The sequence below is a fragment of the Rheinheimera sp. MMS21-TC3 genome, from assembly GCF_032229285.1.
Lineage (GTDB): Bacteria > Pseudomonadota > Gammaproteobacteria > Enterobacterales > Alteromonadaceae > Alishewanella.
The window spans coordinates 2,177,931-2,195,409 of the sequence record NZ_CP135084.1 but is presented as its reverse complement, the minus strand read 5'-3'; the positions used below and the strand labels follow the sequence as shown (position 1 = coordinate 2,195,409).

The window sequence follows — 17,479 nt, the reverse complement described above, 5'->3', positions numbered from 1 at the left end:
CTAGTGTTGAGTAGTGAGTGTTAGCTTTTAAGTAAGTCGGCATATTGCTGGCGAAACTTGGCCATTTTAGGCGCAATTATTATCTGGCAATATCCCTGTTCAGGGTGTTGTTGAAAATAGTTTTGATGCTGCTTTTCGGCGACAAAAAAATTGGTAGCCGGTGTTAAAGCTGTAACAATACTTTGAGCAAACACGGCTTGGTCTGTTAATTGTTTAATTAGCTGTTGGGCAACGGCTAGTTGGGTTTGGCAGTGGTAAAAAATAACAGAGCGATATTGACTACCTATGTCGTTACCTTGTCTATTTAATTGAGTAGGGTCATGCAAACTAAAAAATATTAAACAAAGTTGCTCAAAGCTAATAATGCTAGGATCAAATACAACTTGAACCACTTCGGCATGGCCACTTTTTCCTGAGCATACATCTTGGTAATTAGCTAAATTAGCCTCGCCGCCCATATAGCCGCTTAGTGCTTGCTTAACCCCGTTAAGATTGTTCATGGCCGCATCTAAGCACCAAAAACAGCCGGCGCCAAAGGTTGCAGTTTGTAATGACATAATGTCTCCCAAATCTAGTTTACTAGAGCGTTTTATTTGTAAGCATAATATTAACTTTATATTCGTTAGCGAGTTTTTACGGTTTTTTGTACAAAAAAGCGCTCTAATTTAGTTTAGAGCGCTTTTAAAATTTAGCTAGAGTAAATGTTAGTTCGCTTAATTAAGTTGTTGGCGCGACTTCATCTGCTGCACTAGCATTGATATTTTCTTGTTCTAACTTAGCTAACTTTTGCTCTAAGCGTTTAGGTGAGCCAGTGTGACGTGCAAAGGCCATATAAGTCACAGGAACAACGTAGATAGTCATTAAAGTTGCTAAAGTCACACCACAGAAAATAACCATACCTATTACCATTCTACTTTCTGAGCCAGGACCGCTGGCAATAATCAGCGGAATACTACTCATAGAAGTAGTAAAAGCAGTCATAACAATAGGGCGTAAGCGTTGGGTTGCGGCTTGTTTTACGGCTTGGCTAAACTCGACACCAGCATCACGAAGTTGGTTAGCAAACTCGACAATTAAGATGCCGTTTTTAGCAACTAAACCAATCAACATAATTAAGCCTATTTGACTGTATATATTTAGCGTCATGCCACTAAAGTATAAACCGGACAAAGCACCGACTAAGCCCAAAGGCACAGTAATTAAAATTACTAAAGGATGAATAAAGCTTTCAAACTGAGCCGCTAATACTAGATAAGTAATAAGTAAGGCTAAAATAAATACCATTAAGGTCGCATTGCCACTTTCTTGGTACAGTAAAGACTCGCCTTTATAGTCAATACCAACGGTATCGTGGATCTCTGTTTTAACAATACTCTCTAAATATTCTAGGGCTTCACCTAAACTATAACCAGGTGCTAAACTACCGCTTAAAGTGATAGAGCGCATCCGGTTATATCTGTTTAAGCTAGACGATGTTGCTTCTTCTTTTAAGGTAACTAAGTTATCAAGAGAGATTAGTTGGCCTGATACTGATGAGCGTAAGTATACATTAGAGATACTACCAGGTGCCGAGAAGTCATCCTCTTTACCTTCTATGATAACGTCATACTCTTTACCGCGATCTAAGAAAGTAGTAACACGACGGCCGCCTAACATGGCTTCTAATGAACGGCCTATAGCACCTACTGATATGCCTAAGTCGCCGGCACGCTCAGTATTTATCTCTACTAATACTTGGGGAACAGTCTCTTTATAATCGTGATCTAGCATTAATATATTAGGGTTTTCAGCCGCTTTTTCTATCACAATATCACGCCAACGAGCTAGCTCCTCATAGGTGTTACCTTGCAATACGAAGCTTATTGGTCTGCTGCTGCCGCCGCCGCCACCTAAGCCACTACGCATAAAAGTAAAAGCACGAACATCAGCTAGCTCATTAATTTCTTTACTAACTTCCGTCATTAACTCTTGAGTTTTACGCTTACCATTAGTCCAGTTTTCGCTACCAACTATAGCTACACCACCACTATTTCCCCATCCTGGTACGCGCAGAAGTAGGCGATTAAACTCACCTTTTTCATAATATGGCATTAAAATATCTTCTATTAAGCGCATATTACGGCTATTGCTAGTATAACTTGCCCCTTCAGCTGGGCTCATCATAATAAAGAAAGTACCGCGATCTTCACTTGGTGCTAATTCGCCCGGTAAAATACGTACTAGTAAAAAGCTGGCAATAAAACATAAAACTACCACTATCATTACTGGCCAACGAGTTTCACATACAATGTCTAATTGCCGTTGATAGGCATTTTCTAACTTATTAAAGCCAGAATGTAGCCAAATACCTAATTTACTTTCACGCTTTTTATGGGCTAAAAGTTTGCTAGATAACATAGGGGTGAGGGTTAAAGCTGCGACGCTTGAAAATGCGACTGCAGCCGCTATGGCTAGTGCAAATTCAGTAAATAATTTACCTAATTGACCTTGCATAAAAATAAGCGGCACAAACACCGAAATCAATACTAAGGTAGTGGCAATAACAGCAAAACCGACTTCACGAGCCCCACGATAGGAGGCAAGTAAAGGATGTTCGCCACGCTCTATACGGCGATAAATGTTCTCTAATACGACAATAGAATCATCTACTACTAAGCCGATGGCTAATACCATAGCTAATAGCGTTAATAAGTTGATTGAGAAATCTAGGGCATATAAGACAGTAACGGCAGAGACTAAAGCGACCGGAACTGTTATTGCCGGAATAAAGGTTGCGCGAATATTGCCCAAAAACAAGAAAATAACTAATACAACTAACACCATAGCTATGGCTAAAGTGTTATAAACTTCTTTAATGGATTCGGCAATAAAGAGCGATGAATCATAGCCGGGCTCTATAGTGGTGCCATCAGGCAGGCTAGCTTTAATTCGCTCCATTTCAGCGCGAGCATTTTTAACAACTTCTAGGGTATTAGCTTTAGATTGCTTAATAATACCTATACCTAGTAAGTTCTTACCATCACCTCGGAATTCATTTTCTTCATCTTTAGCTGTTAACAGCACATCTGCTACTTCACCTAATCTGACTAAGTAGTTATTATCACCGCGCTTTATTACTAAGCGTCTAAAGTCTTGTTGAGTTTTATAAGTACGCACCACGCGCACAGTAAAATCTCTATCGGTCGATTTAATGTTACCCGCAGGCAGTTCTACGTTTTCATTGCGCAGTACAGCTTCTATTTCTTGTACTGTCACACCACGTGATGCCATAGCATCACGATCTAGCCAAACCCGCATGGCATAATCACGGGCACCGCCTAATTGTAAGCGTGCTACACCATCAACCACAGAGAAACGCTCAACTATATAGCGATCAGCGTAATCAGTAAGCTCTAAAGAAGTCATGTTCTCACTGTTAAGAAAAAACCAAGCAATAGTGCTTTCATCATCACCAGCTTTATAGACCTCTGGTGGATTAGCTTGATCGGGTAGGTTATTTAATGCTCTGGCTACTCGTTCTCTAACATCGTTAGCTGCTGCATCAATATCACGCTCAACATTAAACTCAATAGTAACGTTGGATCTGCCATTGCGGCTGCTAGATGTGATATTTTTAATGCCCTCTACACCGCTGATCCTATCTTCAATTAATTGAGTAATTTTGGACTCGACAATTTCAGCAGATGCACCAGGATAGGTAGTGCTAATACTGACTATAGGTGAATCAATATCAGGGAACTCCCGCAGTGGTAACATTGTAAAACAAACAATACCGAATACCACTAAGAGTAAGTTAACAACAGTGGCAAAAACCGGACGTTTTACCGAAGTATCAGATAGCCACATATTACGCTCCAACCTGATTAATCATGCTGCCTTCGCGAAGCTTTTGCGTGCCTTCAATCACAATGATATCGCCGTCTTTTAAACCAGAGATAACTTCTACCCAGCCTGGAATACGCTGGCCAATTGTTACTTCTTTTCGTGACACTTTATTGTCTGCATCTACTAAGTAGACAAATTGTTTATCTTGTTGTGGTACTAACGCTTTTTCAGAAATTTGCATTACTACACGCTCTTCAAGCACTAATTGTACTTGTAACAACATACCTGGGCGTAAACGCAAATCACTGTTTTCTATTTGTCCATGCACTGTAATAGTACGTGTAACAGGGTCAAGCCGAGTGTCAATTGCACTCACTTTACCGGTGAAGGTAATATCACCATAAGCGGCATTTTTAATGTTAAAAGGCATACCTAACTTAAGCGCTGCTAAATAATGTTCAGCAACACTGAATTCTACTTTTAAAGTATTTAAATCATCTAAAGTAGTAATAACAGTGCCACTATTTAAATAAGCACCTTTACTTACTTGGCGTAAGCCTAAATAGCCATCAAAAGGTGCGGTTATGGTCATCTCTGCTAATTGTGCTTTAGCTATATCAAGTTGGGCAATACTGGTATTGACTCGAGTTTGTTGTTCATCAATTAATGATTGTGCTGTCGCTTGGGTAGTTGCTAAGTTTTTTAAGCGACCAAGTTGCCTTTTTTGATCAGATAAAACAGCTTCAAGTTCAGTAACACGAGCCCGCTCTTGGACGTCATGAAGGCGGGCTATCACGGCATCTTTTTTAATGGCTTTACCTTCTTCTATATTTAGTTCAGTTATAAAGTCACTGGTAGGAGAGGTAACTTTAATTGATTGATTAGCTATGCCTGTGCCCAAGCTAGAGACGCTTATTATCATAGGACTAGTCTTAACTTTAGCAGTCTTAACTGCAACAGGAAAACCACCACCACGTTGTTGATTATTTTGCGATGAAGGATTCCAATATAAATAGGCTGTAAAGGCTAGTAAGCCAATTAATATTATCCAAATTAATTTAGAATGAATTTTGATCACAAAAACTCCGCAAAATAGTAAAAGATTTAGTCAAGCTTATTGTATGGAAAAAATGACTGAAGTGATTTCCTGTTATCGCACTTGAAATGGTATTGGTCGTATTGTAGGCGGAACTAGTAATTATATACTCCTAATGGGTGAAACTCAGGTAATATTAAACCATAAATAGCAATTGATAATTTTTAAATAGACTTGGTATGGTACAACAATTTATAGAGAATTCTGCTAATAAAGGTGGAGCAAGGTTAATATTGATAAGTAGTATCAGTATTATTTTGCTGCTAATTTTTATATTCTGGCAGCAACAATTTAGTCTAATTGTTGCTTTGGCCTTGATAGTGGCGGGTTTAGGGATCTTTACTGGTTGGGCTAAATTGTCAGAGCCTCGCTATTTATTACAGCTAGATGATAAAGGCGTCCATTATTATCATCGTAAAGGTAGTTGGTTATTACCTTGGTCGAGCTTTTTATATAGCGGCGTTCCGGAATTTAACAATAATGATTTAGCTTTTATAGGCTTTAAAGTTACCCATTATGATCAGTTTTTACAGCATTTGCCGTTACGTTTAGCTGTCCGTATTATGACAGAACAGCGTACTTTATATCTTGATGCAGTGCGACAAAATTGTGCCAGTGGTCAATGTGGGCTTGACTCTTTATCTGAAGTAGATAACTTTGTAACTTCACAGCAAGTATATAATGGCATTAAAGCGGCTTTTGCTTGGCGTATGCAACGCTTAGCTAATAGCACAGGTTTTGAGTTGCTTATTGCCATAAATGTAGCTAAAGATGATGCTGTAACTTTATGTAAAACAATTAATGCAGCGCGATTAAGGCAGTTGTAATGAGGCCAACTAGACAGTGCGTAATGACTGTATCATAATGTTGGCGATATTAGATTTTCAGCAGGAAAACACATGAGTACTTATGAAAAGGCATTTTTAATTAGTGGTCGTAACACCTTAATACATAAAAATAAAAAGTTAGATTTAATTATTGTTAATGAAGAAAGTGATCCTGTAGTAGTTGTCACTAGAAATGGTGTAAAGAAGTTCGATGAAAAGGTGCCTGCCAATCGTGTCGAGGCTAAAGAGCGTTATATGGAAGTAGTAAATGTTTCTGGATCAGAAGTATTTGGCGAAACTAAAATATTATTATTTATTCAAGCAATCAATAATAAAGAATACAAAATAGATTATAGTAAGTCTGATACTGATTTATTTATTCGTATTCATCAAGAAAGTTATATTTAATAGTAATTATTAGCCCTGTAACAACAATCAGGGCTTGCCTTCTAGTGGTTTATTTGGTGCAGTGGTGTAGTTCCTATACTGGAATCTAAAGTAGTGATATAAAAATGCAATTTACCGAGCACAGTCAAACAATTAAAATAACGGTGCCAGTGACTTCAGAACCTTTGAGCGGCAATGACATTGAAACTCAACTTAACGAAGCTGGCTACGGGCGCTGTCGTCTTTTATCTGACCAATTAACTAACTTGTTACATGAGTATCACACACTACAACAAAAAATTAAACAATCACCGCAAGCTGATGCAGAATTAAATTATATTATAGCTAAAAAAATTGATGCTGAAGTAAGTTTTGAAATTGCTGAAGATGAAATGTCGGCTTCGGCTACTATTACTTGTGCTTGGGGCGGACAATCGATTTCAGCTAATATGCTTGTTAAAGCGGCCCAAGCTAGTGGTATTGTGTTTGGTTTTAGTAAAGAAAATATTATTAAACTAGTTACTCATGCTAGTAAAGCTGACCCAGGTGCAAAAATTAAACTAACCATCGCCAAAGGGCGCCCTGTTGAGCATGGTTTAAACTCACGATTTGAAGCAAAAATTCCAGCTATGGAAAGTCGCCGCAATAAGCCGGTTATTGAGTCTAATGAAAAAGCCGATTTGCGTAACTTTGGTGAAATACCCGCTGTAACTCAGAATGATGTTGTAATGCAGCGTCATCCACCAACACCTGGTGTTGATGGTATGACAGTGTTAGGCACTGTATTAACCGCTTTATCTGGTCAGCTAATAGAATGGAATATTGGTGAAGGAACAGAAGTTAGTCCGACAGATAAAGATTTATTGATAGCCGCACGTGATGGTTTACCTAGGGTGATTGAAGCAGGTGCCACGGTAGATGAGGTTTTTACCGTTAAAAATGTGGATCTTAGCACCGGACATATTATATTTCGAGGCTCAGTCGTTATCACAGGTGATGTAACTGAGGGTATGAAAGTGATAGCTGGAGGCAATGTCTTTGTTAAAGGTTTTGTCGAAGGTACACTGATAGAGGCGGGTGGGGATATTAAAATTAACAGCTCTATAATAGGCCACCAAATTCCTACTAATGACGATACCATTCTGTATAGCACTGAGTTAAAAGCTAAAGGTGATATTCAGGCTAATTTGGCTCAATACGTAAAAATTAGCTGTGGTGGTAACTTTTATGTAAATAAGCAAATGATGCATTGTTCAGTGAGTGCCGCTAATGTTTATGCTGGGCCCGAAGAAAACCCTAATGGCAAGGTAATAGGCGGTGACTTTTATTTGGACCAGTCATTGCATACAGGTTGCCTAGGGGCTGCATCTAGTAGTCATATTTTAATTAAAGTTAATAGATTAGTCGATCCTATTGCCGAGCAGCAGCAAATATTACGAAATGAAATAACTACGCTAAAATCTCAGATGGTACAAAAAAAAGAGCAACTAGAAGGTTTGAAAAAAGTTAAAGGTAGCGAGCAAATTGATCAACGCTGTCTTGAAATAGAGCAAGAATTTAATTCTCAACGAGATAAAGCATTCTTATTAGTTGAAAAGGTCAGAATGTTAGAAACGCAACGTAAAGCTATTTTAGATAAAGCAATTGTGATTGCTAAAAATCAATTGTTTTCTGCTGTTGAAGTGCATTTAGGTACAGAGCAGTTTCGCACTAGGCGTGAGTACGGCCCTAGTAAAATTTTATTAGTTGATGGCCAAGCCATGGTTGAGCCTTACTTTTAAGCTGGCACTAACAGGTAATAGTTAAGTGGTATTTAAGTTGCGCTGTGTGGTGATGCTTTTTTGCTCTGTTAGCTTTAAGCTTAACCCATCTAATTATTCTGGGTGAGTTGTGTTGAACCGTTTGCTAACAATACTACTAATGTTTTTTTCTACCTGCCTAGCTGCAGCTGAGTGCAATATGGTTTTTGCCCATGGCATTTTAATTGCACCTGATCATATTCGTATTTTGCAAAATAACCGCACTCATGTCCAAATAAATGCGAATAAACAACTCTTTATCCGTGGCGAATGGTTAGCGCTAGGTCCTGAAGAGACCGTTTTATTGAAACAATATAGCCAAGGTTTACGTCGTTTTGTTCCTGAGATTGTCAGTATAGCTGTCGATGGTGTAGAGCTGGGGATGTCTAGCATAGAAGCTATGTTTAGCGGTTTAGGTAGTGAGTCGCAACAAGCGGAATGGCGAGCTTTGGTCCGCGAGACGACGTTTCAGTGGATGTCACGATTTGTCCGTTCTAATGATCACTTTTATTTAGCTCCACAAAGCCTTAATGAGCTTGATTATTTTTTACATGGCGAACTTAAGCCACAACTTGATAACTTAGCTAGGCGCACTGTAGGTGCGGTATGGGGCGCCTTACGTGATGCATTGCGTCATTCAGATAGTAATTTTGAACGCAGTGAAAACCAAGACTGGCAATCTGTAGGGGAAATGGTAGAAAAGCTTAGTTTAAGCTTAGATGCAAAAGCTGTGGAATTAGAACAAAAATCTGAATTGTTTTGTCAGCGCATGCAAGAGATTGAAAAAATAGAACAAAAGCTGCAGCAGCGCTTACCCGAGCTACAGCATTATAATGTAGTTAGACGTAAAGATTAATAGTTTTAGTTGAGTAAAAATAAAGAGCCTAAGCCTAAAAAAGCAAAAAAGCCAATAACATCTGTAACAGTCGTTAAAATGACAGAGCCAGATAATGCAGGATCAATTTTTAACTTCTTCAGCCAAATTGGGATCATGACGCCAAAAATAGCCGCTATAATAATATTGATCACTATAGCCAAGCCAATAATGCTGCCAATCATCCAGTCGCCAAACCAAAAGTAAGTGACTAAGGCAATAACTAGAGCCCATAAAATACCATTTAGGCTGCCTACGCCAAGCTCTTTTCGCAGTAGGGTCATATAAGTGCTAGGTGTTATTTGCTCCATGGCTAAACCGCGAATAATCAAGGTTAATGTTTGGCTGCCGGCTATACCGCCCATGCTAGCAACAATAGGCATTAACACTGCAAGTGCTACTACTTGATGTAAGGTGGCTGAAAATAAGCCAATAGTCCATGCCGCAAGAAAGGCGGTAAGTAGATTAATCCCTAACCATAATGCTCGGCGCTTAGAACTTGCAAAGACAGGCGAAAATAAATCTTCTTCTTCATCTAAACCTGCCGTGTGCATAAACTGACTTTCAAGGTTGCGCCGCACTATATCAAAGGCTTTACTGATAGAGAGCCGGCCAAGTAACTTATTACCCTTATCTACGACAGCAAGCGCATTATAACCAGAGCGAGATACTATGTCAGATGCTTGCTCTAGTGCTATCTCACCCTCAATCCAAGGTGCAGCAAGGTCAATAATTCCTTCAATAGCTTGGTGTTCGTTTAAGCTTAAAAGTTGAGTCGCATGGACTAAACCAACATAGCAACCATGGCGATCAACCACAAATAAAGCTTCGTGATATTCAGTGTCTAAAGCTAGCTGGCTAAACAGTCTTAATGCATCTCGTACTTTGGCATTTTTATTAATAATTAACATATTATGGTCTGCAAAACGACCACATTGCTCATCATCATAAGTTAAGGCCGTATCTAACCAGCGACGTTGGCTAACATCGACTCTAGAGCAAGCATAGTCATAAATAGCAGTGGGCAGCTCATCTAGTAATTCAATTAAATCATCAACATCCATCTCTTCAACTAAGGTTTTTAATTGTTGTTCACTTAGTTGTTTAAAAACGTTATCACGAGCATCAACCCGCATATAAGTAAGAGCGGCTATTTGTTCAGTAGGGGGTAAACTAAGTCAAGCACTAACACGTTGCTCTAGTGGCATTGCTTCAAGTGCTAATGCAACCTCTTCAGGCTCTAATTGCCCCAGTTTATCTGTTAGTTGAATAGCATCCTCGATATTAAAGCTATCTCTAACAATTTCATCTATATCAAGTTGTTGGCTATCAGCCATATAAAGGGATCCCTAATTTTAAATAAAGTTATTTCAATATTAATGAGCGTAAACTTTACCACCAGCCGCGAAACTTGAACCAAGCTAGGCCAAAAATACCACCGACAGCCATGGCGGCCATAACGATAAAATAACCATTTGTCATGGCTAATTCAGGCATGTTCACAAAGTTCATGCCGTAAATGCCGGCAATAAAGGTTAAGGGGATAAAAATAGTGCTGACAATAGTTAACACTTTCATTCGCTCGTTTATTTGGTGTGATGTAGTTGATAAATAGCTATCGACTAAATCACTAAGCTGGTCATAATACATATCTGTCATGCTATGTGAACGTTCAAACTTTTCATAAAAGTCACGCAGCTCAGTGGCATCAAAATGGCGTAACAAAGGATTTTGCTGCTCATCGAAGACTTCAGAGAATATATCTTTTTGATAGGCTAAGTTTCGGTTTATTTTCCGTAACACCGATCGATAACGCATTATTAAGGCCATTAAATCATCATTGCCACTTTGCAGCATGGCATCTTCTAAATCGCTTAATTCATCTTCAAAAGTTATTAGTTTTTCTAAATAGCTGCTGGAGGTAATTAAAATGATCTGTTTTATCCAATCGGCAATATTAGCGCTAATTCCCTGAGCTATTTTAGGTTTAAACTGCTCTAGTAAGCTGGCGTTATGGCTAGTCAATTTACTAATTAATACTTGCTTAGAATAAAGTAAGTTAATTTGCACACTGGCAGTATATTCACTGAAGTCAGTATCAGCATAACCGCGCAGAACTAATAAAGTAAAATCAGTTTGACCTTCACATTTTGGTGGATGGCGCTCTCGGCTAAAGTCTTCAGTTAAGGTGGCTAAAATACCAAAACGTTGTAGTACCACTTGTTGCTCTTCTGCAGTAGCATTATTTAAATCTATCCATAACCGCGCATCAGCAGGAAGTTGCTTTGGTAATAGCGAAATATCACCATGCTGCCAAAGTGCCGTTTCAGGTTCAAAATAACTTAGCTGAATCATAAGTAATCTCCGTTAAACACTTAGCTAGCATAAACTGAAAAATTCATTAGGTGCAAATTCAATAACTTTATGTCGCTTTATTAGCCAGAAATTCTAATTTTATTAAAATTTTTGCTAAAAACTGTTTTAATTATGGCCAAATTTCGTGCTCCTTATGTATAATGAGAATCATTCTTATTGTGTTTTTTTTAATGAGTTTTGAATGAAAAAGATATTACTTGTTTTATTAATGATTCTGTTCGCCATGCCATTACAGGCTTCAGATAAACTAATTCAGTTTATTGAATATATAGGTGCAGACTATAAAAGTGCTGTTGCAGAAGGGCAGATTATTAATGCTGCAGAATATGCTGAAATGGTTGAGTTTGCCAGTTTAATACCACCACAGCTACCCGATGGAAATGCAGCTTTGCTACAGCAAAGCGAGTTATTGCAACAGCTTATTAAAAATAAAGCTGAGCCGGCAGATATTCAACAATTAACTGCCAAGATGCGACAAACTATAATTGCAGCAATGCCACAAGTTGCCTTACCAGCAAAGATACCCGACTTACAGCGTGGCCAAGCTTTATATCAAAGTTATTGTGCAGCTTGTCATGGCGCTAATGCACAGGGAGATGGCCTTGCAGCTAAAGGCCTAGATCCTGAGCCAACAAACTTTCATGAGTTTGAACGCTATGAAGCTCGGAGTATCTTTGGCTTATTTAATACCATTACTTTAGGTGTTGAAGAAACGGCTATGACATCCTTTAGCTACTTAGATGAGCAAAGTCGCTGGGACATGGCTTTTTATGTAGGGGCAATAGCGAGTGAACAAGTGGAGCTTAGCAACACACCTACTAGCTTAATAACACGCAACAACATCCAAATGTTGCTGACTTCAACCCCGCAAGATGTAAAGCAGCAATATGCTGAACAAGGCGAGGCGTTAATGGCAGTATTTCGTCAGCAGCCAGAGCGCTTTTTTTCAGCTAAAAATACGGATCCATTACAAGTGGCTAATGACACTTTATCTTTAATTATTCCTCAACTTGAACAGAAGCAGTACGACCAAGCTTATAATTTGGCAGTTGCTGCATATTTAGATGGTTTTGAGTTAATTGAAAATAATCTTGCTGCTGTTGATCTTACTTTAAAAGATCAAATCGAAAATAAAATGCTGGGTTTACGGCAACATATTAAACAACAAGCAGGGTTAAGTGAGTTAACACTTGAAATTCAGGCAATACAACAGCTGTTAAGCCAAGCAGAAGCTGCTTTAGATAATAGCAACTTGGCGTCTGGTAATGTGTTTTTACTCGCCTTACTCATTTTATTGCGAGAGGGTTTAGAGGCCTTATTAGTTGTAGCTGCAATTTATTCGGTAGCAGTTAAAACGGAGCAACCAGCTTTAAAGCGTTCAGTACATTATGGTTGGATATCGGCTTTAGCTTTAGGTGGACTTACTTGGTTTATTGCAAGTTATGTTATTACTATTTCAGGTGCATCGCGTGAAATGACAGAAGGCTATACGGCACTAATAGCCGCCGCTATATTATTCTATATGGGCTTTTGGATGCACAGTAAAACGTCTAATGAGCAATGGCAGCAGTTTATAAATACTCAGGTAGGTAAGGCTTTAAAAACTGGCGCTTATTTTGGTTTAGGCACAGTAGTTTTTCTAGCGGTATACCGTGAGATTTTTGAAACAATTTTATTTTATCAATCTTTATGGTTGCAAGGTGGTGCTGCCCATCAAATGAGCTTTATATTAGGTATTATTGCTGCACTAGGCTTACTGGCAATCTTAGGGATAGGCTTATTTAAATTTGCTTTAAAATTACCGTTAAAAGCTTTTTTTGGTTCAACAGCATTGTTAATGATAGTGCTAGCTTTTGTTATGACAGGCAAAGGGATTGCAGCATTACAAGAAGCCGGTGTTATTGCAATTAATCAGTTAAATACACCAACTATTAGCTGGTTAGGAATTTACCCTACAGTACAGAGCTTAGCGGCTCAATTAATATTATTAGTTTTAGCAACTGTTATACTATTAAACCAGCGAAAACAAAAAACATTGGCTTAATCTAGGCTAATCGGTAAAAAAAACGACGCTTCAGCGTCGTTTTTTTTAAGCATTATATAAAGATAGCTGCATATTATTGCTTAATTTTAAACTCTCCAACAACAGTGTTAAGCCCTTGAGCAGCATTGCTTAGTGTTGCTGCTTCTTTTGCTAGTTCATTAGCGTGTGTAGCAGAGCGGCCCATTAACTCGGTGATAGCTATTAGGTTATGGTTAATATCCTCAGTTGTTACCGTTTGTTGGCCAGTAGCTGCAGCAATTTGGCTATTTTGCTGTTTTACATTATTAATAGCGGCACTTATATCCACTAAAGCATTCTGCATAGTTTGTGCCCGCTCAGCGCTAGTTTCGGTTTGTGCGCGACCTTTTTGCATGCTACTTTCTGCTTCGCGAGCAATTAACTGCAGTTTTTCAACCATATCCCTAATGTCTTTAGTGCTTTCTTGGGTGCGAGCAGCTAAAGAGCGTACCTCATCTGCCACTACCGCAAAGCCTCGGCCTTGTTCGCCAGCTCTGGCGGCTTCAATGGCAGCGTTAAGGGCAAGTAAGTTAGTTTGCTCGGCAATCCCTTTAATCACATCAACCACAGTACCGATATTCTCGGACTCTTTCGCTAAGCCAACAACAACCGATAGCGCTTGTGCCATATGCTCAGAAAGTTGTTGCATATCATTTAATGACTCTACAGAAAGCTGCTGACCATGTAGAGCATGCTCTTCAGCTTCATTGGCTGAACTACTAGCATGATCGGCATTATTACTTATTTCTTGCGTTGTTGCCGTCATTTCATGGATAGCAGAAGAAACATTTTCTAACTGAATATTGCCTTGTTGAATTTCGGTATTAGTGTCTTCTGTAACGCTAGATAGCATTTTACTGCTGTTATGAACCGAATTGGCTTGTTCAGCTGTTTGTAATAACAATTGCCTTAATTTAGCAATAAACTCATTAAAGTGGCCAGCAAGAGTGCCTACTTCATCTTGGCTATTAATGTTAATCTCTTGAGTTAAGTCACCATTACCGCTAGCAATATCTCGCATAGTGTCGGTTAGCTGCTGTAGCGGTTGAGTGATCATTCTGGTCATAAACCAGACAACAATTAAAATAATAATTAAAATAATTAAGGTCAGTGATAGCGCCCAGTTTACGGCACTTTGTACAGGGCCATCAATTAACTCTACAGGCACTAATAAGGCAACTAACCAATTCATGGTAGGGAAGTCAGAGCTAATAGGTTGGGTATAGGCGTAATAGGTATTACCTTGTAATTGTACTTCTATCCGCTTAGCTTGATGCAGTTTTGCTGCTTGGGCTAGCTCGGCAAAACCTTTATTGCCCTTATGTAAGTCATCAAACTTAGCTATGGGATCATTAGGGACGTATTTAATACCTGCTTGAGATGCAAAATGAACGATATGGCCCAGTTCGTCTAATAAAACTGGTAAACCTTCGTCATGGTAACGAATAGTATCAATTCTTTCGCCAACTCGGTTGATATGTAAGTCGATGCCACCTACGCCAAGTAAGCTACCATCTGGAGCATAAATTGGGCTTTGCACTACAGTAGAAATAATACCAGTATTTAAATCTGCACTAGGCGAGTTGATAAAGTAATTCTTTTGCTTAATGGCATGCTGATACCATGGCCGTTTTGTTGCAAAATAGCCTTTATCAACCACGCCAGCATCAGGTCCTGTTTTATCGATACCTGTTCGGTCGTTTTCTTTAAAATACTCACCAGTGCGGTTTAAAGCAAAAAAGGCGGATAAAATAACAGGATCCCGTTCGCTAACTTTAATAAAACTATTATTAATATTGTGATAGCCAGGAATGTTTTTGTAATCAGCCCCTCGGTTAGGGTAATTATTAAACCATTCAATAAGGTAGGGGTTCTCTAAAAAGGTCCGGGCTATTTGTGCATATTGAACAAAGAAGCTACTCACACTTAAGGCTTCTTGTTGCACAATAGAGGAAACGTTATTGTTTACTTCATTCTGTGTAAGGTTTTTTAAATGATTTACGACTAAAATGGAAGTGAGTATTAGTAGTATTGCTACTGCACTACCTATACTAATGAGTAACTTTTGTCTTATAGTAGCTTGTTTGAAATAGCGCATTATTTCTTCCTACTGTTTAACGCTGTCAAAACCACTTATAGCGTTATAATTATTTTTATCTGTAAAGAAGCTTTATTACGTTACCGTTAAATCGAAGAATATTAAAGTGTTAATTACTAATCTTACTTTAGCAAGTTAGATTTTGATATTAAAGGGTGGCTTTAATTAACTACTTATAAGTTTAAAGCCACCTTTACAACAACGCTGAAACTTATTGTACAGTAGCTGATTTTTGCATGATATATTCATCTACTAACTGCTCTAAAATATCTAGAGGTACAGCCCCGTTCTTTAAAATAACATCATGAAACTCTCGAATATCAAACTCTTCAGCTAAGGCGACTTTAGCCTTTTCACGCAGTTCTAGCATTTTTATCATGCCTATTTTGTAAGCTGTAGCTTGAGATGGCATAACTATGTAACGTTCAATTGCTTTAGTTGAGTCTGTGACAGAGTTTGGTGTGTTTTCAACTAAGTAATCAATAGCTTGTTGTCGAGTCCATTTTTTACTATGAATACCAGTATCTACAACTAAGCGACAGGCGCGCCATAGCTCCATAGCTAAGCGACCAAAATCAGAGTAAGGGTTTTGGTATAAACCAATCTCTTTTGGTAATTGTTCTGTATACAAGCCCCAACCTTCAATATAAGCGGTATAACCACCAAAACGACGGAATTTAGGCATGTTCTCTAATTCTTGATTAATGGCTAATTGCATATGGTGGCCAGGGATACCTTCATGATAAGCCAAAGCTTCTAGCTGGTAGGTTGGCATATCACGCATATTATATAAATTAGCATAGTAGGTGCCCGGCCTAGAACCATCCATAGAAGGTTGTTGATAAAAGGCTTTACCGGCAGACTGTTCACGAAATGGTTCGACAGCTTTAACAATAAGATCAGCTTTTGGCTTAACTAAAAATAGCGAGTCTAAGCGGCCTTTCATATCCTCAATAACCCGATTAGCTTCAGCTAAGTAATCTGCTCGACCTTGGTCGCTATCAGGGTAATAATACTGGCTATCTTCTCGTAAATGGACGAAAAACTGCTGCAAGTTACCAGAGAATTTAACTTGCTGTTTAATTTTTTCCATTTCATTGTGAATACGAGCAACTTCATCTAAACCAATTTGGTGAATTTTTGCAGCTGTTAACTCTGTTGTAGTGGTACGATTTAAAGCTGTCTGATAGAACTCAGCACCATTTTTAAAGCGCCAAACGCCATCTTCAGTGCCAGCTTGTTGTTCTAAACTGTGTAAGTAATCAATTAAATTAGTATAAGCTGGCTTAACACTCTTTATTAGTGCGGTTTTAGCTTGTTCTAATAACAGTTCTTTAGCATGTTCAGTTATTTTAAGTTTATGTACCTTTTTACTAAAGTCAGCTAATAAAGTGCTATCAGGCCCCTCATCAAAAGGCGCCCCAGTAATAATATTCTTACTGGCTGAAATTGCATGAGGGAAGACAAACTTAGGTGCTATTATACCTTGCTCTGCACGCTGCTCTAATTGCTGCTGTAATTGTTTAAATAACTTTGGCACGGCATTTAAACGGGCAATATAGGCATTTGCATCGCTTTCATCATCAATCATATGCTGGTTAATTAATAATGATGGCACTTGAGTATGAACGCCAAACATTTGGTTGACTGGGTAGTTATATAAACGCCACTTAGCATCAGCTAAGCTTTGCTCTAAACTTTGCTGCATTAATAAATAACTGATACGTGTATTGGCATCTAGTTTAGTGATATCTATTGTTTTTAAACGATTCAATTGGTCGTGCTGCAGCATTAATTCTGCTTGATAATGCTCTTCGGACAAGTCTTGCCATTTATCGTAATCTGTTTTTATACCAAGCCGAGTCAAGCGTGTAGGATTACGTTGTACTGACTCCATAAAAAACTGTTCAAATAAGGTATTGGCTTTTTCAGATTCAGATGCAGCATTAATACTCTTACTCGCGGCAATAGTATTAGTAGGTTCAGCTGTTTTTGGCCCACAGCCGGCTAATAAAGCTAGGCTAATAGCTAGAGGCAATAAGGCCATTTTATTAATAGTGAATTTTTTCATTGGTTACCTATGCTTAGTTTGAAAGATTGAAACAGATAATATCTAGGTTATCATTTCATTCTAC

General features: G+C 38.5%; 13 protein-coding genes and 1 pseudogene. 5 read left to right on the top strand and 9 right to left on the bottom strand.

Annotated elements, in window-relative coordinates:
- Nucleotides 1–20: 20 nt before the first annotated feature.
- The 3 genes from msrA to RDV63_RS10690 all read right to left on the bottom strand — a co-directional run bounded on the left by msrA (nt 21) and on the right by RDV63_RS10690 (nt 4,903).
- On the bottom strand, nt 21–557 hold the full coding sequence (gene msrA, locus RDV63_RS10700; RefSeq protein WP_313909491.1) for a peptide-methionine (S)-S-oxide reductase MsrA: 537 nt from the start codon (nt 555–557) through the stop codon (nt 21–23).
- A gap of 160 nt (nt 558–717) precedes the next feature.
- A complete protein-coding gene (locus tag RDV63_RS10695) occupies nt 718–3,846 on the bottom strand; it encodes an efflux RND transporter permease subunit (protein ID WP_313909490.1) in 3,129 nt (1,042 codons plus the stop codon).
- 1 nt (nt 3,847) lies between these two features.
- Nucleotides 3,848–4,903 carry an efflux RND transporter periplasmic adaptor subunit gene (locus RDV63_RS10690; protein ID WP_313909489.1) on the bottom strand — a complete coding sequence of 352 codons (1,056 nt, stop codon included), beginning with the start codon at nt 4,901–4,903 and terminating at the stop codon, nt 3,848–3,850.
- A 197-nt stretch (nt 4,904–5,100) separates the two neighbouring features.
- Here RDV63_RS10690 and RDV63_RS10685 point away from each other — a divergent pair, with 197 nt between their 5' ends.
- The 4 genes from RDV63_RS10685 to RDV63_RS10670 all read left to right on the top strand — a co-directional run bounded on the left by RDV63_RS10685 (nt 5,101) and on the right by RDV63_RS10670 (nt 8,790).
- A complete protein-coding gene (locus RDV63_RS10685) occupies nt 5,101–5,748 on the top strand; it encodes a DUF2982 domain-containing protein (protein ID WP_313909488.1) in 648 nt (215 codons plus the stop codon).
- 72 nt (nt 5,749–5,820) lie between these two features.
- On the top strand, nt 5,821–6,156 hold the full coding sequence (locus RDV63_RS10680) for a hypothetical protein (protein WP_313909487.1): 336 nt from the start codon (nt 5,821–5,823) through the stop codon (nt 6,154–6,156).
- Between the two features lie 104 nt (nt 6,157–6,260).
- Nucleotides 6,261–7,916, top strand: a complete 1,656-nt coding sequence (locus tag RDV63_RS10675; protein WP_313909486.1) for a FapA family protein — start codon at nt 6,261–6,263, stop codon at nt 7,914–7,916.
- 112 nt (nt 7,917–8,028) lie between these two features.
- Entirely contained in the window at nt 8,029–8,790 is a 762-nt protein-coding gene (locus tag RDV63_RS10670; RefSeq protein WP_313909485.1) for a DUF2884 family protein, read from the top strand.
- Between the two features lie 5 nt (nt 8,791–8,795).
- Here RDV63_RS10670 and RDV63_RS15290 read toward each other — a convergent pair whose 3' ends face one another.
- The 4 genes and pseudogenes from RDV63_RS15290 to RDV63_RS10650 all read right to left on the bottom strand — a co-directional run bounded on the left by RDV63_RS15290 (nt 8,796) and on the right by RDV63_RS10650 (nt 11,163).
- Nucleotides 8,796–9,719 carry a magnesium transporter gene (locus tag RDV63_RS15290; RefSeq protein ID WP_409934858.1) on the bottom strand — a complete coding sequence of 308 codons (924 nt, stop codon included), beginning with the start codon at nt 9,717–9,719 and terminating at the stop codon, nt 8,796–8,798.
- 39 nt (nt 9,720–9,758) lie between these two features.
- Nucleotides 9,759–9,971 (bottom strand): annotated as a pseudogene (locus RDV63_RS15285) (magnesium transporter MgtE N-terminal domain-containing protein); the annotation flags it as partial.
- A 15-nt stretch (nt 9,972–9,986) separates the two neighbouring features.
- Complete coding sequence (locus tag RDV63_RS10655) at nt 9,987–10,145, bottom strand: hypothetical protein (protein ID WP_313909484.1); 159 nt, start codon at nt 10,143–10,145, stop codon at nt 9,987–9,989.
- 55 nt (nt 10,146–10,200) lie between these two features.
- Nucleotides 10,201–11,163, bottom strand: a complete 963-nt coding sequence (locus RDV63_RS10650) for a magnesium transporter CorA family protein (protein ID WP_313909483.1) — start codon at nt 11,161–11,163, stop codon at nt 10,201–10,203.
- Nucleotides 11,164–11,365: 202 nt separating this feature from the next.
- On the opposite strand from RDV63_RS10650, the gene RDV63_RS10645 reads away from it, so the two are divergent.
- Nucleotides 11,366–13,228 carry a cytochrome c/FTR1 family iron permease gene (locus tag RDV63_RS10645; RefSeq protein WP_313909482.1) on the top strand — a complete coding sequence of 621 codons (1,863 nt, stop codon included), beginning with the start codon at nt 11,366–11,368 and terminating at the stop codon, nt 13,226–13,228.
- Nucleotides 13,229–13,301: 73 nt separating this feature from the next.
- On the opposite strand, the gene RDV63_RS10640 is transcribed toward RDV63_RS10645, so the two are convergent.
- Nucleotides 13,302–15,344, bottom strand: a complete 2,043-nt coding sequence (locus RDV63_RS10640) for a methyl-accepting chemotaxis protein (RefSeq protein WP_313909481.1) — start codon at nt 15,342–15,344, stop codon at nt 13,302–13,304.
- A gap of 211 nt (nt 15,345–15,555) precedes the next feature.
- Entirely contained in the window at nt 15,556–17,415 is a 1,860-nt protein-coding gene (locus RDV63_RS10635) for a DUF885 domain-containing protein (RefSeq protein WP_313909480.1), read from the bottom strand.
- Between the last annotated feature and the right edge of the window lie 64 nt (nt 17,416–17,479).